Here is a 24,127-nt window from a genome sequence, read left to right as displayed (position 1 = left end):
CACGCACCGCTTTTGACGCTTCACGCCACGGGTGTTGTGCACTCGTTATGCCTGCGCCCCACTCATCCCCTCTGTCCGGACGGAGGAACCGGCGCGCAGAGGTGGCTATACGCTTCAAAAAGGCTCCAAAATTGGGCATTCTTCGCATGTGGTGACCTTGGACGTACGGCCTCAGCTCATCGACGCACTCTCCGCCCTGCGCGACCGTGTCGCCGCCGTGCGTCTCCCACTCCCGCTGCCGGGCGCCCCCCGCGCCAGGCAGACCAGGACCGAGCTGCTCGCCCAGCTGGACGACTACCTGCTGCCCCGGCTCAAGGACCCCGAGGCGCCCCTGCTCGCCGTCATCGGCGGATCGACCGGCGCGGGCAAGTCGACGCTCGTCAATTCCCTGGTGGGCCGCCGGGTCAGCGAGGCCGGGGTGCTGCGGCCCACCACCCGCACGCCCGTCCTCGTCTGCCACCCGGACGACCAGCACTGGTTCGTGGACGTACGGGTGCTGCCGCAGCTCACCCGGGTCTGGCTGCCGCCCGAGGAGTACCCCGAGCCCGGCCAGTGCGACGACCTCGACGGACCCGACGGCCACGCGGCCGAGGAGGGCACCGCGCTGCGCGTCGAGACCGCGACCGGGCTGCCGCGCGGACTCGCCCTGCTGGACGCCCCCGACATCGACTCCCTCGTGGTGCGAAACCGGGTCCTGGCCGCCGAACTCATCTGCGCCGCCGACATCTGGGTCATGGTCACGACGGCCTCCCGGTACGCCGACGCCGTGCCCTGGCATCTGCTGCGTACCGCCAAGGAGTACAACGCCTCGCTCGTCACCGTCCTCGACCGCGTCCCGCACCAGGTGATCGCCGAGGTCTCGCGCCAGTACGGGGCCCTGCTCACCAAGGCCGGGCTCGGCGAGGTGCCCCGCTTCACCATCCCCGAGCTGCCCGAATCGGCGGGCGGCGGCAGCGGCCTCCTGCCCACCACCGCCGTCGCCCCGCTCCGCGCCTGGCTTGCGCACCGCGCCCAGGACCCGGCCGCCCGCCAGCAGGCCGTCGGCCGGACCGCCGCCGGGGTCATCGACTCCCTCGACGTCCGGATGCCCGCGCTCGCCGGAGCCGTCGCCGCGCAGTACGCCGCCGCCGTACGGCTCACGGGCGTGGTCGAGGAGGCGTACCGGAAGGAGGGCGCCCGGCTCCGGCGCAGGCTGAAGAACGGCGGCGCGCTCGCCGGCGACGCCCGGACCAGGTGGCGCGGCTACCCCACGTACAGCACCTCCGACGAGGTGCTCGACGCGCTGGTCGAGAGCCTGGCCGCGCTCCTGGAGTGCGGCGTCGCCGCCGCCGACGAGCAGATCCGCGCCGTCTGGCGCAAGGAGCCCGCGGCGGCCGCCTTCGCCTTCGAGGCTGCGGGCCGTGAGGAGGGCGGCTGGGGACCGGCCGAGGACATCCGGGGCCGGATCGACATGACCGTACGCAGATGGCGCCGCATCCTGGAAGAACTCGCCGAGGAGGAGCTGCGCCTGATGGAGCGCAACACCGCCCCGGACCCCGAGACCGTCGCCACCCTGCTGGCCGCCGCCCTGCTCGGCGGACGCCGCGCCCGCACCGCCGGCGAACAGCTCGCCGAACGCATCGGGGCGCAGGGCGCGCTGCGGTTGCGCGACAAGGGCGGCGCGCTGCTCACCAACTGCCTCGACCACGTGCTCAACGGCGAACGCGACCGGCGGCTCGCCCCCCTGGACGCCCTCGACGTGGCCCCCGAGCCACAGGCCGAACTCATTGCCGCGCTGTCCCTACTGCAGAAGGAGAGGTGGCAGCGATGACTGCCGTCACTGACGAGAACCCGGGGCAGGGCGGGACCGGGGAGCAGCTGTCGGACGCCGGCTCCGAAGCCTGCGGCACCTCCGGCACCTCCGGCACCTCCGGCACCTCCGGCACCTCCGGCACCTCCGGCACCTCCGGCACCTCCGGCACCTCCGGCTCCGACGCCGCCCGTTCCGGCACCGGCTGGGACGACGGGCTGATCGCCCGGCGCGCGCAGGCCGCCCGCAAGGAGGCCGAGCAGGCCCCGGACGAGACCCCGGGCGACGAGGACGACGGACGGCCGCAGGTCGAGGCGTACGTGGACTCCGGCAGCCCGCTCCGGCCGCGCCTGGACGCCCTGCGCGAGCTCGTCGGGCTCTCCCGGGCCCGCCTGGACCGGGCCGCGCTCGCCGAGGCGGGCCGGGTGCTGGACGAGGCCGCCGCCCGGCAGCGGCTCTCCTCCCGGCACACCGTCGTCGCCATCGCCGGGGCGAGCGGCAGCGGGAAGTCGGCCCTCTTCAACGCGCTCGCCGGTGCCCAGCTCTCCGAGACCGGCCTGCGCCGCCCCACCACCTCCTCCCCGCTCGCCTGCTCCTGGACCGACGGGGCCGCCGGGCTGCTGGACCGCCTCGCCGTGCCCGGCAGGCTCCGGCGCAGGCCGTCGCCGGGCGCGGCGGCCGACGAGGCGCTGCAGGGCCTCGTCCTGGTCGACCTGCCCGACCACGACTCGGCGGCGAAGGGCCACCGCGACCAGGTGGACCGGGTGCTCGCGCTGGTCGACGCGGTGATCTGGGTGGTGGACCCGGAGAAATACGCGGACGCCGCCCTGCACGAGCGCTATCTGCGGCCCCTGGCCGGCCACGCCGAGGTCACCTTCGTCGTGCTCAACCAGATCGACCGGCTCCCGGGCGAGGCCGCCGACCAGGTCCTGGACGACCTGCGCCGGCTGCTGGACGAGGACGGCATGGCGCTCGGCGAGCACGGCGAGCCCGGAGCCACCGTCCTGCCGCTTTCCGCCCTCACCGGCGAGGGAGTCGGTGAACTGCGCGAGCTGCTGGGCCGGTTCGTCCAGGACCGCACGGCCGCCACCCGCCGGCTGTCCGCCGATGTGGACGCGGCGGCGGCCAGGCTCCGCCCGGTGTACGTCGCCGAGGGACGGCCGGGGCTGGGGGAGCGGGCCCGGGAGGAGTTCACGGACCGGCTCGCGGAGGCCGTGGGCGCGGCGGCGGCGGGCCAGGCGGCCGAGCGCGAGTGGCGCCGCAACGCCGGACGGGCCTGCGGCACGCCGTGGCTGCGGCTGTGGCGCTGGTACGAGGCCACGCGGCAGCCCGGCAGCCGGGACCGGGTCCCGCTCGCCGCCCCGCCCGAGGAACGGCTCACCGCACGCCAGCGCGTCGAGCAGGCCGTGCGCACGGTCGCGGACGACGCCGCGGCCGGGCTGCCCGGGCCCTGGGCGCAGGCGGTGCGGGAGGCCGCGGTGCACGGGGCGAAGGGGCTGCCGGACGCGCTGGACGAACTGGCGGAGCGTTTGACGGGCGGCGAGACGGCGGCGCGGGGCGCGGGCGGTGCGGCGGTGTGCGCTTCGGCGTCACAGGCCGCGGGAGGCCCGGCGGGGGAGGCCCGGGGCGGGCGCGCCGCCGGGAAGCCGCCGCGTCCCGCGTGGTGGCCGGCAGCGGTGCTGGCGCAGGTCGCGATGACGCTGCTGCAGATCTTCGGCGGCCTGTGGCTGGCCGGCCAGATCATCGGCGTACTGGAGCCCGGGCTGCTGACGCCCACCCTGGTGATGCTCGCGGGCATCGTGGGCGGCCCGCTCGTCGAGTGGTCGTGCGCGGCGGCGGCCCGGGGGCCCGCCCGGCGGTACGGCCAGGAGGCCGAACGGCGGTTGCGCGAGGCGGCGGCGGCCTGCGGGCGGGCCCGGGTGCTCGACCCGGTCGCGGCCGAGCTGATGCGCTACCGCGAAGTGCGCGAACGCTACGTGGCGGTAACGGAGTTTTCCACAACGGGCCGTTAGTCCACAGCTCCCGGCAGGATTTCCGCCTCCCCTCCAGCATGGGACCGGTGACCGCGCGTACGGCGCGGTCACGGGACCCGGGCGAAGGGGAGGCGGAGTCATGAACGAGACGCTGGTGACGCTGGTGGGCAACGCGGCGACCGCGGTGGAGTTCCGGGACACGGCGACCGGGGGCATGGCCCGGTTCAGGTTCGCGGTGACGCCCCGGCGGTGGGACCGGGCCAAGGAAGCCTGGGCCGACGGGCACACGAGCTTCTACACCGTGTGGGCGTGGCGCACGCTGGCCGCGAATCTGACGGGCTCGGTCGCGGTGGGGGAGCCCCTGGTGGTGCACGGCAGGCTCAAGGTGCGCGAGGAGGAGGTGGAGGGGCAGCGCCGGACCTTCGTGGACATCGAGGCGGTGGCGGTGGGCCACGATCTGACCCGGGGCACCGCGGCCTTCCGCCGGGTGGTCCGGGGCGAGCCGGGGCTGACATCGAGGTACGGTCCGGCGCCGGTGGCGGCGGGGGCCGATCCGTGGGCGGTGCGGGAGGCGCCGGAGCGGCCGGGCGGGGAGCCGGTGGGCGAGGACGGACCGGCGGGCGGCGCGGAGCCGTCGGAAGAGGCGCCGGTGCGAGAGCGGACGGCGGCGCGGCGGCGGACGGTGCGTCAGAAAGGGGGTGCGGCGCCCCGGAAGCCCGACTCCGATCTGGTCACCGCGTGAGGACCGGGTGGGCCGGGCGGGGGCGCAAGGGGGCGCGTGTTGCCCGGGATAACGATTGCGATTCGGAATGGTTGTCGGATGGTATGACGGGGGACTGTTCATGGCCCGCTCCATAGGATCTCCCCGTACTCACAAGGCACTTGAGTAGCAGGCGGGACAATCCCCACACGCGTACCGGGCGCGAGGGTCTCGCCCGGAGGGGAAATAAGTGTTTTCTGTTTCTTCAGCGACCGCCTCGTCCGCCAAGGCGACGGTCCCGACCGCACGACGCGGGCGCATAGCCCGGCTGACCGCTTCCGCGATGGCGTCCGGCCTGGTCGTGGCCGGAGCCCTCGTCGGCGCCGGGACCGCGACGGCCGACGAGGTGCCCGCGCACCAGGGCGGGGCCACCGCCGTACTGGACGGCCTCAAGACCTATGACACCGCCTACGTCCACACGGGCGGCAAGAAGGACAAGGTGTCCGCGGGCCTGTTCGAGATGAACGTCGACGGCGGCGGCAAGCTCAAGACGTACTGCATCGACATCCACAACCACACCCAGGACCAGGCGAAGTACCTGGAGACCCCCTGGGGCCAGACCTCGCTCGGCAGCAACAAGGACGCCGGCAAGATCCTCTGGGTCCTGCAGCACTCGTACCCCCAGGTCGACAACCTCTCGGAGCTCGCCAAGGCGGCCGGCACCGGCACGCTCACCGAGAAGACCGCGGCGGCCGGCACCCAGGTCGCGATCTGGCGGTTCTCCGACCACGTCGACGTGACCGCCCAGGACGAGCAGGCGGAGAAGCTCGCGGACTGGCTGGAGAAGTCCGCCACCGTCACCCCCGAGCCCAAGGCGTCCCTCGCGCTCGACCCGGTCGCGGTCTCCGGCCGGTCCGGTGAGCGCCTCGGCCCGGTGACCGTCCGCACCAACGCCGGCCAGGCCACGGTGACCCCGCCGGCGGACCTCGCCAGCGGTGTGAAGGTCACCGACAAGGCGGGCAAGCCCGTCACCACGGCGTCCGACGGCGACCAGCTCTACTTCGACGTGCCCGCCGGCTCCGAGGAGGGCACCGCCTCGCTGACCGTCCAGGCCGCCACCTCCGTCCCGGTCGGCCGCGCGTTCGCCGGGGTCACCAAGAGCCAGACCCAGATCCTGGCCGGCTCCAGCGAGTCGACGGTCTCCGCGACCGCCACCGCCACCTGGGCCAAGCAGGGCCCGATCCCGACGGCCACCGCCGAGAAGAACTGCGACAAGGGCGGCGTCGACATCACCGTCGGCAACAAGGGCGACGAGGCGTTCACCTTCGAGCTCGACGGCAAGGAGAACACCGTCGAGGCCGGCAAGACCGTCACCGTCACCGTGCCGGTCGCCGAGGACCAGGCCTACGACATCACGGTCACGGGCCCGAACGGCTTCTCCAAGACCTTCAAGGGCGTCCTGGACTGCAAGACCACCAGCAGCGGCACCGGCGGCAGCGGCAGCGGTGGCACCGACACCCAGACCGGTGGTGACACGCCCACGACGACCACGGCCACGGCCGGCGGCAACACGGGCGGCGACGACACCAACCTCGCCGAGACCGGCAGCTCCAGCGCCACCCCGATGATCGCGGGCATCGCCATCGCCCTGGTCGTCGTCGGCGGCGGCGCGGTCGTGCTCCTGCGCCGCAAGGGCCGCACCGCCAGTGAGTGACCAGCGGTAGCACACCGTCACACGCACTGATCAAGGCCCCGGCAGGCTTCGGCCCGCCGGGGCCTTCGCGCACCCCCGCCGCACCGCCCCGCCCGGCCCGCACGTACCGCGACCCGGGACCGCGCGTATCGCGCACCGGACCGGTTTCCGTCAAGAGGCGGCCGTCAGGCAAGATGGGGTGTATCTGCCCACACATCGATTGCCGGACGGTTTCTCTTGGCTGAGTTCATCTACACCATGCGCAAGACGCGCAAGGCGCACGGCGACAAGGTGATCCTCGATGACGTCACCCTGAACTTCCTGCCCGGCGCGAAGATCGGTGTCGTGGGGCCCAACGGCGCCGGTAAGTCCACGGTGCTGAAGATCATGGCGGGCCTGGAGCAGCCGTCCAACGGTGACGCGTTCCTGTCGCCCGGCTTCAGCGTCGGCATCCTCATGCAGGAGCCGGAGCTCGACGAGAACAAGACGGTCCTGGAGAACGTGCAGGACGGCGCCGCCGAGGTCATGGGCAAGCTCAAGCGCTTCAACGAGGTCGCCGAGCTGATGGCGACCGACTACTCCGACGCGCTCATGGACGAGATGGGCAAGCTCCAGGAGGACCTGGACCACGCCAACGCGTGGGACCTGGACGCCCAGCTGGAGCAGGCCATGGACGCCCTGGGCTGCCCGCCCGGCGACTGGCCCGTCGTCAACCTCTCCGGTGGCGAGAAGCGCCGCGTCGCGCTCTGCAAGCTCCTCATCGAGGCGCCCGACCTGCTGCTCCTCGACGAGCCCACCAACCACCTCGACGCCGAGTCGGTGAACTGGCTGGAGCAGCACCTCTCCAAGTACGCGGGCGCCGTGGTCGCCGTCACCCACGACCGCTACTTCCTCAACAACGTCGCCGAGTGGATCCTCGAACTGGACCGCGGCCGCGCGCTCCCGTACGAGGGCAACTACTCCACGTACCTCGACAAGAAGGCCGCCCGCCTCAAGGTCGAGGGCCGCAAGGACGAGAAGCGCCAGAAGCGGCTCAAGGAAGAGCTGGAGTGGGTGCGGTCCAACGCCAAGGGGCGCCAGACCAAGTCCAAGGCCCGTCTCGCCCGTTACGAGGAGATGGCCGCCGAAGCCGACAAGATGCGGAAGCTGGACTTCGAGGAGATCCAGATCCCGCCGGGGCCGCGCCTCGGTTCCATCGTCGTCGAGGTCGAGAACCTCTCGAAGGCCTTCGGCGACAAGGTCCTCATCGACGACCTGTCGTTCACGCTGCCGCGCAACGGCATCGTCGGCGTCATCGGTCCGAACGGCGCCGGCAAGACCACGCTGTTCAAGATGATCCAGGGCCTGGAGACGCCGGACAGCGGCTCCATCAAGGTCGGCGAGACCGTCAAGATCTCCTACGTCGACCAGTCCCGCGCCAACATCGACCCGAAGAAGACCCTCTGGGCCGTCGTCTCGGACGAGCTGGACTACATCAACGTCGGCCAGGTCGAGATGCCCTCGCGGGCGTACGTCTCCGCGTTCGGCTTCAAGGGCCCGGACCAGCAGAAGCCGGCCGGGGTCCTCTCCGGTGGTGAGCGCAACCGCCTCAACCTGGCGCTGACGCTCAAGGAGGGCGGCAACCTGCTGCTCCTCGACGAGCCCACCAACGACCTCGACGTCGAGACCCTGTCCTCGCTGGAGAACGCCCTCCTGGAGTTCCCCGGCGCGGCCGTCGTCATCTCCCACGACCGCTGGTTCCTGGACCGCGTCGCCACGCACATCCTGGCGTACGAGGGCGACTCCAAGTGGTACTGGTTCGAGGGCAACTTCGAGTCGTACGAGAAGAACAAGGTCGACCGCCTCGGCCCGGACGCGGCCCGTCCGCACCGCGCCACGTACAAGAAGCTCACGCGAGGCTGATCGTCTTGGCTCGTCACATCTACAGCTGCCCGCTGCGCTGGTCGGACATGGACGCCTTCGGCCACGTCAACAACGTGGTCTTCCTCCGCTATCTGGAGGAGGCGCGGATCGACTTCATGTTCCGGCTGGCGCCCGGGGACGGCTCGCCGTCCTTTGCGGGCGGCTCCGTCGTGGCGCGGCACGAGATCGACTACGTGCGGCCGCTGGTCCACCGGCACCGGCCGGTGACCGTCGAGTCCTGGGTCACGAAGATAGGCGCCGCGTCCCTGACGATCGCCTACGAGATCAAGGACCCGGACCAGGTCTACGTACGCGCCTCGACCGTCGTCGTGCCGTACGACCTGGCCGCCGAGCGCCCCCGGCGCATCTCCCCGGAGGAGAAGCTGTTCCTCCAGGAGTACCTGGCCGAGGAGCCCGCCGCGGTATGACCGTGTCCGTACAGCCGCTGCGGTTCGCCGACGCGAGGGAGGCCGCCGATCTCGGCGCCTTCCTCGGGCGGCTGCTCCACTACGACCGCGCCGCCGCCGTACGCCTCCAGGCGGGCGGCGGCGCGCTCGCCGTGTTCGGCAGGCCGCCGTCCTTCGACGTGCTGGCGATCCGCACGGCCCGGCTCGCCGACGCGCACGACTTCGACGTCACCGTGTCGGCCGGCGACCTCCTGGAAGCCCTGCCGGACGAAGGGCGGGACCACGCCGCCCTGCCCGCGCCGGTCACCGGACCGCCCTGGGCCGGTGTCCTCCCGCCGCGCGGCGGCTGGCGGGAGCGGTCCGGGCTCCCCGGACCCGTCGCCCTGCGCGCCGCGCTCACCGCGGCCGTCAACGAATTCCGGGTCCGCGACGAGGCCCTGCCCGAGGACCGGCGCACCCGTGCCGAGCGGGACCGCATCGGCCACGACATCTGGTCCCGCACCCTCGCGGACACCGAACTCCCGCTGCGCGCGGTCCACGCCGCGCAGTCCCTCGGCTTCCTGCGCGCCGACCCCGCCTTCCCGGTCGCCCTCCTGACGGCCGGCAGCTGGCTGCGCCTGCGCACCCCGTACGGCTCCGTCGCCCTGCGCCGGGCCGGGGCGGCGGGCGGCCTGGGGAACCTCGCGGTCTCCGTGAACGGCTGAGAGCCGGCTCACCACCGCATCCGCACGTCCTCCGCCCACCCCAGCAGCCGCTCCACCGCGATCCGCGTCCCGTCGTCCGCGCGGACCGTGCCGTCGTAGTGGCCGAACAGCTGGTCCGTGCGATTGGCCAGCACCCCCGCCTCGGTGCGGACACGGCGGTTGTGGAACGGGGTGAACGTCAGGTCGACCTGCCCGGTCAGCGGGGTGCGGACCGTCCACGGCCGGAGCGGTTCCGAGGCGGACCAGCGCCAGTCCAGCTCCTCCCCGATCTTGCTGAGCCGGCCGTCCACGCAGAGCGCGTTCTCGGTGGAGCCGGTGCCCAGCGTCCACTGCCCGCCGAGCTGGACCCCCAGGGTGTGCCCGTCGGTGCGGCCGGAGGCGGCGCCCCAGTTCCAGCGGACCGTACGCGGCCAGCGGCCCCGGCCGTGGTCCAGGACCGCCCAGGTGTCGTCCCCGTCGAAATCCAGGAACTCCCCGCCCACCCTGACCCGGCCGGACGCGGGCAGCGCGGTCTGCTTGGAGGTGTACTGGAAGCGGCGGCTGCTCCACGGCACGACGACGGAGAGCGATTCGTGGCCCTCCGGGCGGGCGACGAGGAGGTCCACCTCCACCGGGACCCGCTCCGGGGTCAGACAGCGGGCCCGCAGCCGGGTGCCCCCGGGCTCGTCGCGGATCTCCACGCGCACCTTGCCGCCCGTCGGGCGCGCCGGGCCCGTCACCACGGCCGGGGCGCCGGGGGAGCCGGCCACCACGTCGGGGAGGCGGGCGCCGAGACCGGCGGGCAGGATCGCCGTACGTTCGAACTCAAGGCCGCCGGGCGCGTATTCCAGCAGGTAGACGCTGTTCAGGCCGAGGAAGTCCAGATCGCTGACGGTCAGCGCCACCAGATGGGTGGGCGTGGTCACGCACCAGTACTCCCACCGCTTCGTCCGGCCCCAGCCGCGCAGCTGGGTGCGGTGCAGCGGGGTCCGCGACCAGCCGACCGCCGCCGGGTCGAGGCGGCCGTCGGGCAGGCACAGGTCGACCGGCTCGGTGATCTCGCGTTCGAACGTCGTCATGGCCGGATACTAACGGCCGGTCAGCCGGCCTTCCGGGGCCGGTCACCCGCCCTTCGGGCCGTCCGGCCACACCCCGATGTGGTCCTGCTCCAGCTCCAGCATCACCCGGTGCTCCATGCCCAGCGCCTCGGTGTAGTCGGCGGGCAGTTGCAGCCGTCCGGCGCGGTCGAGCATCGCGTACTCGCGGGCGACCTGGGACTCCTGGCCGGTCGCCGCGTCGACCTCGGTGCGGCGCAGCACCTCGAAGGACGTGCGGCCGTCGCGGATCGCGACCGTGCGCCGCACCTCACTGGCCACCGCCTGGTCATGGGTGACGATCACGATGGTCGTGCCCAGCTCCTCGTTGGCGCGGCGGAACGCGGCGAAGACCTGTTCGCCGGTGGCCGAGTCGAGTTCGCCGGTCGGCTCGTCGGCGAGCAGCACCGAGGGGGAGTTGGCGAGCGAGACGGCGATGGCCACCCGCTGCTGCTGGCCGCCCGACATCTGCTGCGGGCGCCGGTCGCGGCAGTCCTCGACCTCCAGCATCTTCAGCAACGCCTCGGCGCGCGCCGCCCGTTCACGGCCGCGGCCCCGGCCGCGCAGCTGCATGGGCAGGGTGACGTTCTGGATCGCCGTGAGATACGGCAGCAGGTTGCGGGCGGTCTGCTGCCAGACGAAGCCGACCACGTCCCGGCGGTAGCGGAGGCGTTCCTTCGGGCCCATGGACAGCAGGTCGCAGCCCGCCACCTTCGCCGCCCCGGCCGTCGGCTCGTCCAGGCCCGCCAGGATGTTCATCAGCGTCGACTTGCCGCTGCCGGACGCGCCGACCAGCGCGAGCAGCTCGCCCTCCTCCACCAGCAGATCGAGGCCCTGGAGAGCCTGCACCTCCACCCCGTCCGTGGTGAAGATGCGCACCAGCCGGTCGCAGGCGATCAGCGCGTCATGGCCATAGGAGGGCCGGTCGCGCCGGGCGGCGGCCCGCTGTTCGAGCTCCGCCAGCGTGGAATCGGTCGACGGCGTCGTCATCGGGAGTCTCCTGCCCTGAGTTCGGTGATCGATCCGCGGCGGCCGGCCCACCACGCCTGCACACCGGCGACCGCGCCGGTCAGCACGATGACCCCGAGCGCCGGGAGGACCAGCGACCACGGATCGGTGCGCAGCGGCGCGCTGTCCAGCGGGCCGGTACCGGGGCCGGACGAGAGTGCCAGGCGTACGAGGTCGACCCCCGGGGCCAGCAGGGCGATGGTCGCCCAGCCGACGAGGAGCCCGCCGACGGCCGCGAGCAGCGCCTGCGGCAGGGCCTCGAAGCCCAGGAGCCGCCCGCCCTGCCGCGAGGTCAGGCCCATGGTGCGCAGCCGGGCCAGCAGCGTGGTGCGCTCCGGCGCGGTCCGGAGCAGCGAGAGCAGCACGGCGAGCAGCGCGTATCCGGCGCCGGCGATGATCGCCGCCAGGTAGATCCGCTCCGCCCCGGACTGCATCGGGGTGTCGACGTACGTGGCCCGCTCCTCGGAGCGCAGCCGCACGGAGGCCTTCTCGCCCGCGTGCCGGGCCGCCGCGCGCAGTTCCTTCGCGTCCAGTCCGGAGCCGGTCAGCAGCAGCGCCGTGGTCTGCCGGTGGGTGAACGCGGCGGCGTCCACGACGATGAAGGAGCTGCCGTCCACGGCGGGCGTCCGCGTGACCGTGGCGGCGGCCCGCACCTTGAAGTTGCCGGCCAGCGAGCGGAGGCCGAGCGGCCGGCCGCCGAGGCGTTCGGCGACGGACGGCGAGACCAGGGCGGGCACGACCCGGTCCTCGTCCGGCGGAGTCCCCTCGCGGACCGCCGCGCCCTTCGCCCGCAGCCGGTCGGCGGAGAACGGGCCGAGCCCGGTGGAGCGGGCCAGCGCGGCGTACGTGGCGGGGTCGACGCCCACCAGGGTCGTGCCCTTGGCGTCCTGGGTGCCGTTGTCCGGGGCCGGCAGGGCCACCCCGAACTCGACCTGGACCCGGGCCGATCCGCGTACCCCGTCGGCCCGCTCCACCGCGCGGACCAGACCGGCCGACAGCGGTACGGAGTCGGCCTCGCCGGTGACCCGGGCGTCGGCGCCGGTGGCCAGGACGGCGGCGTCGTCGCGGGCGCCCGCGACCCCGGCCAGCACCGAACCGCCGAACGCGGCCGTGGTCAGCGCGACCAGCAGGGCGAGCAGCGGCAGGGTGCCGGCGGCCGAGGTGCGCCCGGCCCGGGCCAGCGCCAGGAAGCCGACCGCCCCACGCAGCCGGGACACCGAGCGCAGGGCCAGGCGCAGCGGCAGCGGGTAGAGCCGGACCAGCACCACCGCCGCGATCAGGGCGACCAGTACCGGCGCGGCGCTGACCAGCAGGTCGGTGCCGCCCTCCGCGTCCGTGCCGCGTCGGCGCAGCGCCGCGACCGCGCCGACGGCGAGGACCAGCAGGGTGACTTCGGCGACGGTGCGCCGCCGGGACGGGCGGGCGGTCGCCAGGTCGTCCCGGTCGATGTGGGTCTGCGGGGTGCGGTGCCGCAGGGCGGTGCGCAGCGGGAGCGCGACGCAGACCAGCGCGACGACCGCCCCGGCGCCGGCCGCCGCGGGCCACAGCCGGGCGTCGCCCACGGCGACCACGGCGAGCAGCAGGCCGAGCGCCCCGGCGGGCACCGCGGTGACCGCGGTCTCGGCGAGGAGCCGGCCACCGATGCCCCGCAGGGAGCCGCCCCGGGCCCGCAGCAGCGCGAGTTCGGCGTGTCTGCGGCTCGCCAGCAGCCCGCCCGTCATCAGCAGGACGACGGCGGCGACCGCGCCGATGCCGACGGCGGCGACGGTGACGACCGGCTGGATCGCGGTCCGCATCCCGTCGTACCCGGTCAGGATCTCGTCCAGGTCCGTCGCCATGCTCACCGTGGCACCGGCCACGTCGCGCATCGCCAGCAGCCCCGGGCCGCCCTCCAGCGATGCCACCGAGGTCCGCAGCTCCGGTACGTCCAGCGCGGTGAGGCGCGAGACGTCCGGCGCGATCCGCCAGTACAGCTCGGGCTGTCCGGGCGTGGCGAGCAGGGCGGGCGCGGCGTCCGGCGGCAGCAGCAGCGCGGCGATCCAGTAGTAGCGGGGCGTGTCCTTGGTGGGCTTGGCCACCAGCGAGGGCGTCCGCAGCAGCGGCTCGGCCGACCAGTAGGAACCCGCCGGGTTCTTCGGGGCGACGATGCCGGTGATCCGTACGGTCAGGGTGTCCTCGCCCCGGGTGGGGACGGCGATCGTGGCACCGGCCTTGATCCGCAGCGCCTTCGCGGTCGCCTCGGTGACGGCGGCCTCGACCTCCCGGGTGGTCAGGGACACCGTGCCGTGCGTGGCCGGCCAGCTGCCCGTGCGCAGGGTGGCGTGGGAGGACAGCCCGGACCGGGTGACGTACGTCAGTGTCGGGTCCAGGCCGAACGGGCGCGGGAACCACGGCTCCTGGGCCGCGATCGGCGTCGAGGTGCGCACCCCGTACGCCGACTCGGCGGTGTCGGCGCGCAGCGGGGCGGGCAGCCGCTTCAGGATCTGGGCGTGGGCGGCGGCCATGGTGTCCTCGCGCACCGCGGCCTCGCGCGCCGCCGGGCGCAGTTCGAGGCCGGGCTGGGGGCCCTTCAGCTCCAGCACGCTGTGCGCCGGGGCCGCCGTGCCGAGGTCGTGGCGCAGCCCCTTCGTCTCGTACGCGTCGACGGAGCGCGGGAGGGCGGCGGCGAGGAACGCGGTCACCAGCACCAGCAGCGCGAACGCGCAGGCGGCGCCGGGTGCGGTGCGCAGCCGGGTGCGCACCCAGGGGGCCGCGGCGCGGGGGGTTCGGGCACTCATGTCAGTTGTCCCCCTGGGTGCGCAGCGAGGTCGCGGGGTCGGCGCGGCGCAGGGCCAGAACGGCGACGATGACGAGGGGCAGTGCGGCGACTCCGGCCAGCAGCGCGGCGACCTGTCCGGGCGGCAGCCGCACCAGGACCGGCGGCACCGGCTGGGCGGCCTGCCCGGTCAGCACGATCAGCGGCACGACCGCCCGGGTCAGCAGGGCCCCGAGCAGGGCCCCGACGAGCAGCGCGATGGCGATCAGGACGCCCTGTTCGGCGGCGGTCATCCGGGCCAGCTGGCGGCGCGGGGTGCCCAGGGCCCGGAGCACGGCGAACTCGGCGGAACGTTCCCGCTGCGAGCCGACCGCGGTCACCGCGAAGCCGACCGCGGCCAGTGCGGCGGCGATCACCGCGACGGCGAGCAGCGCGGACTGCGGGCCCGCCCCCAGCGGGTCGGTGACCAGCTCGTCGGCGATCTCGTCGCGCACCTGGACCTGGACGGGGTCGGTGTCGGGCTGCGCGCGGAGCGCCGCCGCCACCTCCGCCGTCCGGCCGGGGTCGGTGCTCAGCCACCACTCCGTGGCGGTCAGCCGGGCGGTCGGGCGGGCGGCGAAGACCTCGCCGAGGGCGCGCAGGTCCAGCAGGAGCGCCCCGCCGTCCCTGGCCCGCTGGGACTCGGCCGACGCGGCGGAGGAGCCCGAGCCGGGTCCGGTCGTGGGCAGCCGGTGCACGGTCCGGGTGATCGTCACCCGGACCGTCTCGCCGGCCACGGTCACATCGGCCTTCTGACCGGGTTTCGCACCGGTCGCCTTGAGGTACGCGTCCGTGGCCACGGCGTTCAGGGCCGGTGCCTCGGGCCGGGCCGCGGTGAGCCGCACGCCGATCGTGGGGACCGCGTACGCCGCGTCCTCGGCGGTGACCGATCCGGTGGAGTAGCCGACGGAGAGGGGGGCGGCGGCCGACGCGGCCGGGGTGAGGGGCGTGCCCGGCTTCGGCTCGTCGAGGAGGGCGTCCTCGGTCTTCTCGCCCTGCCAGCGGAAGCCGTCGGGGACCGGGACGGGGCGCTCGGTGCCGTCGGCGGCGGTGGTCCGCAGCGCGCTCACGGTCAGCCGGTGCGATTCCGCGCGGTCCACGGGCTGCTTGCCGCTCAGCTCGATCCCGGTGACGGCGAACCCGCCCGCGGGCGCCACGGCGACGGAGAGCGGGTGCGCCTTGCCGTCGACCGGGACGGACCCGGCGACGACCTGGTAGGGCAGTCCGTAGCGGTCCTCCAGGAGGACGGAGACCCGGGCGGTCATGCCGGACGGCGAGACCTCGCGGGGGGCGCCGTCGGCGGATATCCGTACGTCGAAGTGGAGGCGCGAGCTGCGCTCCGGCAGCGGCAGCCCGGCGCGGGCCGCCTTCGGCGGGGTCAGGGTGTCGAAGAGCTCCGCCACCGGACCGTCACCGAGGTCGTCGCGCATCAGCATCCGCTCGTCGGCGTGCGCGGTGTCCAGGGCGAGGATCTCGGCGGTGCGCTCGCCGGAAAGGCTCACCGTCGTGCGGTAGGCGGGCGCCGCCTCGCGGACTCCCGGCAGCTGCCCGTACGCGGGTGCCTTCGCCGGGTCCGTGTTGATGCCGGCGGTCATGCGCACCGAGGCGCCGGACCGGAAGTCGGCCTGGTCGCTCTGCGAGCGGTTCCACGACGCGCTCTGCCCGATCGCCAGCATGCCCATCGCCACCGAGAGGACCAGCAGCAGCACGGGTCCGGCGCCCCGCAGCGGCCGACGGCTGAACTGCCAGCCCGCCAGCGCGGTCGCCAGCCCCCGCCCGCCGGAAGCGCGCCGCTCCGCCAGCCTGGCGGCGGGCGGCAGCAGACGCAGCGTCAGTACGGTGCCGGCGAGCAGGGCCAGTGCGGGCGCGGCCACCAGCAGCGGGTCGATCCCGAGCCCGCCCGCCCGGTCCCCGCTGAGCGCGCCGCTCCCCGAGCCCTTCGTCTGCCGGTCCAGCTGCCAGTACGCCACCGCCGCGACGAGCAGCAGCGCGAGGTCGGCGCCCGCCCGCACCGGGCCCGGCAGGGCGGCGGAACGCGTGGTGCGGCGGCCCCCGCCGGCGGTCAGGGCGGGCGCCACGACGGCGAGCGCGCAGGCCAGCGCGGTGACGGCGGCGATCAGCCACACCTGTCCCGTGACCCCGGTGTCCAGGCGGAGCCCGATCCGGGACAGCTCGCTGCGGTCCGCGAGGAGCCGGGTCAGCGGGCCGGAGAGCAGGGGTGCGACGACGGCCGCCGGGAGCGCGAGGAGCAGCGCCTCCACGGAGGCGAGCCAGGTGATCCGGGCCCGGGAGCCGCCGCGCGCCCGCAGCAGTTCGGTCTCTCCCGCGCGTTCGCTGCTGAGCAGCCGGGCCACGAGGAGCAGGGCGTAACCGGCGAGCAGGACCAGCTGCACGGCCACGATGGTGAGCGTCGAGCGGGAGACCAGCAGGGCGCGGTCGATCTGTTCCAGGACGGTGGGCAGGGAGGTCTGCGCGGTGGCCCCGTCCGCGAAGCCGGGCTCGGCCAGCAGCTTCTTCGGGCCCGCGGTCGCCGCGTCGCGCAGCGCCGCCATCCGGTCCGTGGTGACCGAGCGGAAGTCGGCGGACGCCAGCCAGGACACCTCGCCCGAGCTGGTCCGGCCGGAGCCGAGCACGGCGGGGTCGGTGAGCAGGGGTCCGTACGTGGTGAAGACGACCTTGCGGACGCCGCGCCCGCCGAGCTCGTCCAGCTGCCAGTACGGGTCGGCCTGGTCCGCGGCCTTGTAGAGCCCGGTGATCACGACGTCCACCGCCGGGCCGCTCAGCCGGTCGGTGAGCCTCAGCCGGGCGCCGGGCTTCAGCGACAGCGCATCGGCGGCCGTCGCGGGCAGCGCCACTTCGACGGGGGCGCCGGTCTTCCCCGCCCCGGCGGCGGGCATGCGTCCGGCGGTGAGGCGGACACGGCTGCGGTCCAGCGAGGCGAAGTGCGTGAGGTCGGGATCACCGCGCCGGGCGGCCGGGTCCTGGAGGTTGCGCGGCAGCGCGTACGGGCCGGACGCCTCCAGCTTCCGCACGGTCACCGGCAGTCCGTCGAAGGTCTCCCGGGCGGCCTTGCGTGCCGCCGCGTCGGCCGGCTGCCGCTCGTCCGGGTCCAGCTGCGCGGAGACCACCAGCGAGGCGGGGACGGCGGAGCGGTGGGTGAGCGTGTGGCGCAGCGCGGCGTCGCCGACGGAACCGGAGAACGCGGTGAGCGCGGCCAGGACCGAGGTGGTCAGGAGCACGGCCAGCACGGCCGCCGCGAGGAGGAGCCGGTGCGCCCTCACCCGCAGAAAGACGAACCCCGTCACTTGCCCCCCAGTCACCACTCACCGCACGCGCGCCCCCGGCTTTGTCTGGATGCTGTCAGACGGCCCGCGTCCCTGGAAACCGCTTACGGGTACAACTTGATGCATTCGTGACCGCTATCCGGCCGCGGAGCACCGGATTCCGCACGGATGTGGGCGATCGGTGACCAGTGGTCAGCCGTCGGTGTTCACCATCGAGGCGGCCGCGTAGGTGAGGTAGTCCCAGAGCCGGCGCTCGTGCTCCGGGGCGAGGCCGAGCTCGTCCAGCGCGACGCGCATGTGGTGCAGCCAGGCGTCGTGCGCGGCGCGGTCCACCCGGAACGGCGCGTGCCGCATCCGCAGCCGGGGGTGTCCGCGCCGGTCGCTGTAGGTGCGCGGTCCGCCCCAGTACTGCATGAGGAACAGCGCGAACCGCTCCTCGGCCGGACCGAGGTCCTCCTCGGGATACATCGGCCGCAGCAGCGGGTCATCGGCGACGCCCTGGTAGAAGCGGTGGACCAGGCGCCTGAAGGTCTCCTCGCCGCCGACCTGCTCGTAGAAGGTCGGCTCCTGCACCGTGTCGCGCGGATTCTCAGTCACCCGTCCATGGTCGCAGACGCGCAGTACGCCGGGCCCGGGGGATCTTCTCCGTTCCTTCCCTTTCCGCTCTTGTCGGTTCGTTGTGCGAACTACTATGGTTCGTGCAACGAACGAAATAGGATCTCCATTCAAGGGCTGGGGTCGGCATGACAAACGGAAAAGGGAATCGCACCGTCGTCGTCATCGGTGGCGGATACGGCGGCTCCGCCGTCGCGAAGGCGCTCGACGAGGAAACCGATGTGGTGCTGGTCGACCCTAAGGACGCATTCGTCCACGCGGCGGGCTCACTGCGGGCGCTGGTCAGGCCCGACTGGGCGGAGAACATCTTCTTCCCGTACGACACCCTGCTGAAGCGCGGCACCGTCCGCCGCGAGCGGGCCGTCGCCGTGGACCCCGGCGGGGTCACCCTGGCCGGCGGCGAGCGCGTCGACGCCGACTACCTGGTGTTCGCCTCCGGGTCCGACTACCCCTTCCCGGCCAAGACCGACACCGACCTGGCGGGCGAGGCGCTGGCCCGGATCAGGGCGGCGCACCAGGAGCTGGCCGGGGCCGCGCGGGTCCTGATCACCGGCGCCGGGCCGGTCGGCCTGGAGCTGTCCGGCGAGATCAAGGCGGTCTGGCCCGAGAAGCACGTGGTCATCACCGACCCGGCCGAGGAACTGCTGCCGGGCTTCCTGCCCGAGGTCCGCGAGGAACTGCTGCGCCAGCTGGACGCGCTCGGCGTCGAGCTGCGGCTGTCCACCGCGCTCACCGGCGAGCCGGCGGCCGGCCCCGGGCGGCTCGACCCGTTCACGGTGACCACCGACGGCGGTGAGCGCATCGCGGCCGACATCTGGTTCCGCTGCCACGGCGTGCGCTCCAACGGCGACTACCTCGCCGACGGCCGGGTCGCCGAGCGCGACGCGCAGGGCCGGGTCCCGGTGGACGAACGGCTCAACGTCGTGGGCCACGACCACATCTACGCCCTGGGCGACCTCACCGACCTGGCCGAGGCCAAGATGGCCGGTTACGCGATGAAGCACGCCGAGGTGGTCGCGGCCAACATCCTCGCCCAGGTGCGCGGCGAGGACCCGGCGGCCGTCTATCTGCCGTCCCCGGTGCGGTCCGCGCTGCTTCCGCTCGGGCCCGGCGGCGGGGTGGGGCAGGTCCCCTCGCCGGGCGGGCCGGTGCTGCTGTCCGCGGAGGAGGTCAGCGCGTACAAGGGCAAGGACCTGTTCACCGGGCGCTTCGCGGAGCTCTTCGGCATCGTGCGCTGACGTGCCGGTGGCCCTCAGCAGCCGGGGGTGACCGCCGGGGCGTTCTCGCAGGACTCGCCGCGGAAGACCACGGGGACCTTGTTCTCCAGCACCAGGCGGCCCAGGAGCGCGGTCAGCTGCTCCCGGTCGGCGGCGTCGAGCCCGTCCGTCAGGGCCTCGACGCGCCGGCAGGTCTCCGCGTAGAACACCTCGGCGAGCGCGCTCCCGGCCTCGGTCGGGGCGACCCGCACCGCGCGCCCGTCCTCCGGGTCGGGCTCCCGGCGCACCAGGCCGCGCTGCACGCTCCGGTCCACCAGGCCGGTGAGGCTGGACTTCGCCAGACCCAGTACGGCGCCCAGCTCGCGCATGCCGTACGGCTTCACCATCAGCACGCAGAGCAGCTGGCCCTGCTGGGCGGTGATTCCGTGTTCGCGGCCGGAATCGGCGTACACGGCATTCACCAGGAATGCGGAGCGCACCAAAGCGGTGGCGATCCCCATCTGCCCCTCGTCGGCCTTTCGCATGTGAACAGAATATGACAGCCGCGAGCGGTACGGACCCGTCCCGACCGGTCATTCGTAGCGCGAACTACCACAGCGAAGGGCGGGCGGTGAAGGGGCACCCCCTTCACCGCCCGCCCTTTCACGCGCGGTCGGTCAGTCCCGGCGCACCGTGATCGTCGTCCATGCGCCGACGTGCACCTGGTCGCCGTCCTGGAGCGGCACGGGGACGTAGGGCTGGATCGGCTCCTCGGAGCCGTTGACCGTCGTGCCGTTGGTGGAGTTCTGGTCGACCACGGCCCAGCTGCCGTCCGGCTGCTGCACCAGCACGGCGTGCTGGTGGGAGACGCCCGGGTCCTCCGGCGGCACCGACAGGTCGATGTCCGGGGACTCGCCCGTGCTGTGCCGGCGGCGGCCGATCGTGATCTGCCCGCCGGTGAGCGCGAGCTGCTGCTCCGGGGAGTACGCGGGCAGGTTGAGCCCGGTCGCCTCGGGGCCGCTGCGCTGCATCATCGCCAGGAAGTACTCGCGGTCGGGCGCGATGAACGCGGTCCAGTTGTTGGACAGCGGCGGCTGACCGGGGCCGGGACCGTGCTGAGGGCCGGGGGCGCCGTGCTGGCCGGGGCCGTGCTGGCCGGGACCCTGCGGGCCCGGGCCATGCTGAGGACCGGGACCCTGCGGACCGGGGCCGCCGTGCTGGCCGGGGCCCTGCTGGCCCGGGAACGGGGGCTGCGGGCCCGGACCCGGCGGGGGCGCGGGCTGCGAAGGCGGCGACAGCAGCCAGTCGTCGCCGTCGGAGCGCGGCGGGGCCGGCGGCGGCGCCGTCTGCTGCTGGAAGGCGGGCGGCGGGCCCTGCTGCTGGAACGGCGGCGGCGAGCTCTGCGGGCCGCCCTGCGGACCCTGCTGGTACGGCGGCGGGGGCGGCGGACCCTGCCGGCCCTGCGGTCCGGGACCGGGGCCCTGCGGGCCAGGACCCTGAGGGCCGGGGCCCTGGGGGCCGGGGCCGCCCTGGCCGAACGGCGGCGGGCCGCCCTGCGGGCCCTGGCCGAAGGGCGGCTGCCCCTGGCCCTGACCCTGGTGGCCGGACTGGCCCGGCCCCGCGGACAGGGGCTCGGCGGACCGGTTCACCTGCGAGGGGCGGGAGCCCTGGTAGTCGAAGGGGTCGCGCGACTGCGGCGGGCCCGGCGGCTGCTGCGCCGGGAAGCCCGGCGGCCGGTTGCCGGCGGGGCCGGGGTCGCCCGGGATGTTGTGCCGGGGGGCCAGCGGGGTGTAGGACGTCGCCGTGTTCGTGAGGAAGTTCCAGCGGCACTCCTCGCAGAACGGCGCCATCGCCTCGCGCGGCGTCCGGCACTGCGGGCACAGCTCGGCCTGGGCGGTCGCGTCCGGGTCGTGCGGCCGGGGATATCCGTAACCGTGAGCGGGCGGCGGGGGAGGCGGCGGGGGGACCGCACCCGCAGGCGCGCCCGCCCCGGTCATGCGGTGGCCGCAGACCTCGCACCAGTCCTCGGAACCCGACTGGTGTCCGTTCGGGCAGGTCGGCATGTCGGCGCTTCCCCCTCTCCTTCTCCGGCCCGCGGGCCGGTCATGTGGCGTGCTCCGCCGCCCGGCGGACCTGAACCGGCGGGCGGCTGATCGTTGCGGATATGTGGTTATTTCTTGACGCGGACCGTCTTCGTGGAGCGCGTTTCGAGAGTCATCTCGTCCGCTTCCGCGACCTTCGCCTTCAGTCGCACAGTACCCGTCGCCGCATCGACCACGTCTACCACCTTCGAAAGCAGTTTCGCAGTGTCCTCGTTCCCGGACGCCGATGCCAACTGCACCGCCCGGCCCAGTTTGGCCGTCGCGCCGTCGAAGTCTCCCGACTTGCGGGCATCGAGCCCCTGCTGGATGACTTGTGCCAGTTCGGCCTGGCCCGTGTAGTGCGCCACCTGCGGATTGATCGAGGTCGACGCCACCATGTCGTCCGTCCACACCGCCCGCACCAGCCCCTGCGAGAGCGTCTGCGGGGCCCCGCCCGACGGGTCGGGAAGGATCAGCGACACCCGGGCGGCGAGCATCTCCTGCCCGATGCCGGCCTCCGGCACCCGGACACAGACGTGGTAGTCGCGGGACTCGTCGCCCCAGGAACCGGTCGGATAGTCCCCGGCGCGGGGACCCGCCTCGGTGCGGCGGGCGGTCAGGTCGGCGACCGTCGGCGCCACCTGCTTCACGAACTGGATCTCCACGCCGACCGGGGTCCACAGCCGCAGCGCCACGTCCGCGACCTCCTTGCCCATGGCGTTCTCCATCATCCGCGTGAAGTCCGCCGCGAGCCCGGCCGGGTCGGCGACGATGTCGGCCGTGCCGAGGAGCGCCGAGGCGATCCCTGTGACCTCTTTCACCTCCCAGTCGGTGCCGACCCCGCGGGCGTCACACGTGAACCGCCCCGCGCAGGCGTCGAGCGCCGCGCGCAGGTCCTCGGGCGACTCGTGCTCGTTGCGCCCGTCGGTGAGCAGGATGCCGTGCCGGATGTCCACGTCCGCCGCGCCGAGCAGCCGGTCCGCCAGCCGCAGCCAGGTCCCGATCGCCGTACCGCCGCCCGCGCTCAGCCGCCGCAGGGCCTCCCGGGCCTCGGCCCGGGTCCGCGGGTCGGCGACCGCGAGCCGGCCGTTGCCCGGATAGACCTCCTTGGCCACGTGCGTCCCGGCGACCACGGCGAACGAGGTGCCGTCGCGCAGGGTGTCCACGGCCGCCGCCGTCGCGTCGCGGGCGTTGCGCATCTTGGTCGGCGGGTAGTCCATCGAACCCGAGCAGTCCACCATGATCACCACGGCGGCCCCGGCGGCCCGCCCCGGCAGCGGCACGCCCCCGGTGGTGCCGCCCCCGGTCGAGGTGACCGTGATGATGCCGTTCACCTCGCGGCCGCCCTCGGGCAGGAACTCGTTCTGGTACACCTCGACGGAGAACTGCGGCACGTTCGACTTGGAGAAGTTGGCCATCTGATCGGCTCCTTGAGGCTCCACGTGTCGGATGAAGCCAGAGGTACGGACAAAGGCGTAGAGGGGTGAATCACCCGGTATCAGGCGGAGCCTGCCCCCAGGGGGTGCCTGACAAATCCCCGCGGCGTCGCGGCGTCTGGCACGCACGCTCGCGGCGTTGCCGAAAAGCCCTAGTAGCTCCTTCCCCAAGCTCTGACGAGCAGGGGAGGCCCCATCCGAGGACTTCCCGGCGCCTTGCGATCGCACGCGCCAGACGCCGCTCCTTCTTCCACGGGCATTTGTCAGGCACCCCCTTGCGGTGACACGGCGAACGGCAGCAGGGCCACTGTTACGTTGTCGTGGCCGCCGCCGTCCAGGGCGTGGCCGACCAGCACCTGGGCGCCGTGCAGCGGGCGGGCGTAGGCGTCCTCCGGCACCGCGGCGGCCATCTCGGCGGCCGACTCCGCGTAGTTCCACAGGCCGTCCGTGCAGACCACCACGACGCCCGGCCGGTCCGGCTTGAACGAGGCGGTGTGCGGCTCCAGTTCGTACGCGTCCGCGCCGAGCCAGCCCGTGATGGCGTGGGCGCGCTCGTCCGCGTACGCCTCCGCCTCGTTCATCAGGCCGGTCGCCACCATCTGCGCGGCCCACGAGTCGTCCTCGGTGAGCCGGGCGGGCGCGGTGGAACGGTCCTCGGGCACCCAGTACACGCGGCTGTCGCCGACCCAGCCGACGACGAGCAGCCCGCTCGCCATGACCGCGCCGACCAGCGTGCACGCCGGGGCGTTCTGGTGGCGGTGCGGATCGCGCTCAGGCCCCCCGGGCTCCTGGGCCAGCCGGTTGACCGAATCCGCAGCCGCCACGATCGCCTCGTGCATCGCCTGCTGCGGATGCGTGCCGCGCGGCAGCGACGCCAGCAGGGACTCGTTGGCGGCGCTCGCCGCCGCCGCCGACGCCTCGTCCGGCCGGCTGGCCGACGACACCCCGTCGCAGACGATCGCCACGACGGCCGCCGAACCGTCCGGCAGGGCCGTCGTGGACACCGCGAACGAGTCCTCGTTGCGGTGGTGGCGCAGCCCCCGGTCGCTCACCGCGGCGACCGCGCCGAGCTCCTGCTCCATGTGGTCGCGCTCGCGCGGCTGCGCGTGGCCGCAGTTCTCGCAGTAGCCGTCGCCGTCGACCCGCCCGGCCCGGCAGGCCACGCACACCTTGCCGCCGGCCGCCGGGGCCGGGGCGGGGGCCCGCGGAGGCTCCGGGACCGCACGGGGATCGGGCGCCGCACCCGGGGCGGCGAGCTCGAAGTCGCCGGAGGCACCGGGTCCGTCGCGACGGACCCCCGGGGCGGCCGCCGCTCCCGGGGTGGCGATGGCGACCGTCGGGCGGTCGCGGGGCGGCTCGGGCACGGCCGACAGGTCGTACCCGCAGGCGCCGCAGAACAAGTCGCCCTGCTCCAGCGGCTCCTCGCAGCCGGGGCACCTCGGCAAGGCGTTCTCCTGGTGGTTCTGCGACAT

General features: G+C 74.2%; 17 protein-coding genes. 8 read left to right on the top strand and 9 right to left on the bottom strand.

The features are described from left to right. Nucleotides 1-157 precede the first annotated feature (157 nt). The 7 genes from AB0L33_RS15390 (at nt 158) to AB0L33_RS15360 (ending at nt 9,168) form a co-directional block, all read left to right on the top strand. Entirely contained in the window at nt 158-1,810 is a 1,653-nt protein-coding gene (locus tag AB0L33_RS15390) for a dynamin family protein (RefSeq protein ID WP_365681983.1), read from the top strand. Then, nucleotides 1,807-3,801 carry a GTPase gene (locus AB0L33_RS15385; protein ID WP_365681507.1) on the top strand — a complete coding sequence of 665 codons (1,995 nt, stop codon included), beginning with the start codon at nt 1,807-1,809 and terminating at the stop codon, nt 3,799-3,801. The genes AB0L33_RS15390 and AB0L33_RS15385 overlap by 4 nt, the downstream gene beginning before the upstream one ends. A gap of 100 nt (nt 3,802-3,901) precedes the next feature. Next, complete coding sequence (locus AB0L33_RS15380) at nt 3,902-4,504, top strand: single-stranded DNA-binding protein (protein ID WP_365681505.1); 603 nt, start codon at nt 3,902-3,904, stop codon at nt 4,502-4,504. 208 nt (nt 4,505-4,712) lie between these two features. Then, nucleotides 4,713-6,176 (top strand): LAETG motif-containing sortase-dependent surface protein, encoded by a 1,464-nt coding sequence (locus AB0L33_RS15375; protein ID WP_365681503.1) that lies wholly within the window; start codon nt 4,713-4,715, stop codon nt 6,174-6,176. 216 nt (nt 6,177-6,392) lie between these two features. Continuing rightward, nucleotides 6,393-8,057: an energy-dependent translational throttle protein EttA gene (gene ettA, locus AB0L33_RS15370; RefSeq protein WP_365681501.1), complete on the top strand. Its 1,665-nt coding sequence runs from the start codon at nt 6,393-6,395 to the stop codon at nt 8,055-8,057. A gap of 5 nt (nt 8,058-8,062) precedes the next feature. Then, nucleotides 8,063-8,485 carry a thioesterase family protein gene (locus tag AB0L33_RS15365; protein WP_365681499.1) on the top strand — a complete coding sequence of 141 codons (423 nt, stop codon included), beginning with the start codon at nt 8,063-8,065 and terminating at the stop codon, nt 8,483-8,485. Continuing rightward, nucleotides 8,482-9,168: a hypothetical protein gene (locus AB0L33_RS15360; protein WP_365681497.1), complete on the top strand. Its 687-nt coding sequence runs from the start codon at nt 8,482-8,484 to the stop codon at nt 9,166-9,168. Before AB0L33_RS15365 ends, AB0L33_RS15360 begins: the two co-directional genes overlap by 4 nt. An 8-nt stretch (nt 9,169-9,176) precedes the next feature. Here the strand turns inward: AB0L33_RS15360 and AB0L33_RS15355 are convergent, their stop codons facing one another. From AB0L33_RS15355 to AB0L33_RS15335, 5 genes are all read right to left on the bottom strand, one after another. Further along, on the bottom strand, nt 9,177-10,226 hold the full coding sequence (locus AB0L33_RS15355; RefSeq protein ID WP_365681495.1) for a DUF2804 domain-containing protein: 1,050 nt from the start codon (nt 10,224-10,226) through the stop codon (nt 9,177-9,179). A gap of 42 nt (nt 10,227-10,268) precedes the next feature. Further along, nucleotides 10,269-11,231 (bottom strand): ABC transporter ATP-binding protein, encoded by a 963-nt coding sequence (locus AB0L33_RS15350; protein ID WP_365681493.1) that lies wholly within the window; start codon nt 11,229-11,231, stop codon nt 10,269-10,271. Next, the gene (locus AB0L33_RS15345; RefSeq protein WP_365681491.1) at nt 11,228-14,026 is read right to left on the bottom strand and encodes an FtsX-like permease family protein; all 2,799 of its coding nucleotides are present in this window, start codon (nt 14,024-14,026) and stop codon (nt 11,228-11,230) included. Before AB0L33_RS15345 ends, AB0L33_RS15350 begins: the two co-directional genes overlap by 4 nt. 1 nt (nt 14,027) lies before the next feature. Then, on the bottom strand, nt 14,028-17,348 hold the full coding sequence (locus AB0L33_RS15340) for an FtsX-like permease family protein (protein ID WP_365681489.1): 3,321 nt from the start codon (nt 17,346-17,348) through the stop codon (nt 14,028-14,030). A 171-nt stretch (nt 17,349-17,519) separates the two neighbouring features. Next, nucleotides 17,520-17,924 carry a globin gene (locus AB0L33_RS15335; protein ID WP_365681487.1) on the bottom strand — a complete coding sequence of 135 codons (405 nt, stop codon included), beginning with the start codon at nt 17,922-17,924 and terminating at the stop codon, nt 17,520-17,522. Between the two features lie 146 nt (nt 17,925-18,070). Here AB0L33_RS15335 and AB0L33_RS15330 point away from each other — a divergent pair, with 146 nt between their 5' ends. Next, on the top strand, nt 18,071-19,180 hold the full coding sequence (locus AB0L33_RS15330) for an FAD-dependent oxidoreductase (protein ID WP_365681485.1): 1,110 nt from the start codon (nt 18,071-18,073) through the stop codon (nt 19,178-19,180). 14 nt (nt 19,181-19,194) lie between these two features. On the opposite strand, the gene AB0L33_RS15325 is transcribed toward AB0L33_RS15330, so the two are convergent. The 4 genes from AB0L33_RS15325 to AB0L33_RS15310 form a co-directional block, all read right to left on the bottom strand. Continuing rightward, nucleotides 19,195-19,659: a MarR family winged helix-turn-helix transcriptional regulator gene (locus AB0L33_RS15325; protein ID WP_365681981.1), complete on the bottom strand. Its 465-nt coding sequence runs from the start codon at nt 19,657-19,659 to the stop codon at nt 19,195-19,197. Between the two features lie 156 nt (nt 19,660-19,815). Then, nucleotides 19,816-21,201, bottom strand: coding sequence for an FHA domain-containing protein (locus tag AB0L33_RS15320; protein WP_365681482.1), 1,386 nt, complete (start codon nt 21,199-21,201; stop codon nt 19,816-19,818). Between the two features lie 107 nt (nt 21,202-21,308). Then, complete coding sequence (locus tag AB0L33_RS15315; RefSeq protein WP_365681480.1) at nt 21,309-22,637, bottom strand: VWA domain-containing protein; 1,329 nt, start codon at nt 22,635-22,637, stop codon at nt 21,309-21,311. Between the two features lie 281 nt (nt 22,638-22,918). Continuing rightward, nucleotides 22,919-24,127, bottom strand: coding sequence for a PP2C family serine/threonine-protein phosphatase (locus tag AB0L33_RS15310; protein ID WP_365681478.1), 1,209 nt, complete (start codon nt 24,125-24,127; stop codon nt 22,919-22,921).

Origin of the sequence: Streptomyces sp. NPDC052299 (genome assembly GCF_040679335.1) — a bacterium.
In the GTDB taxonomy this organism is placed as follows: domain Bacteria; phylum Actinomycetota; class Actinomycetes; order Streptomycetales; family Streptomycetaceae; genus Streptomyces.
Note: the sequence above shows the minus strand (reverse complement) of the source record. Positions and strands in the feature narration are given on the sequence as shown.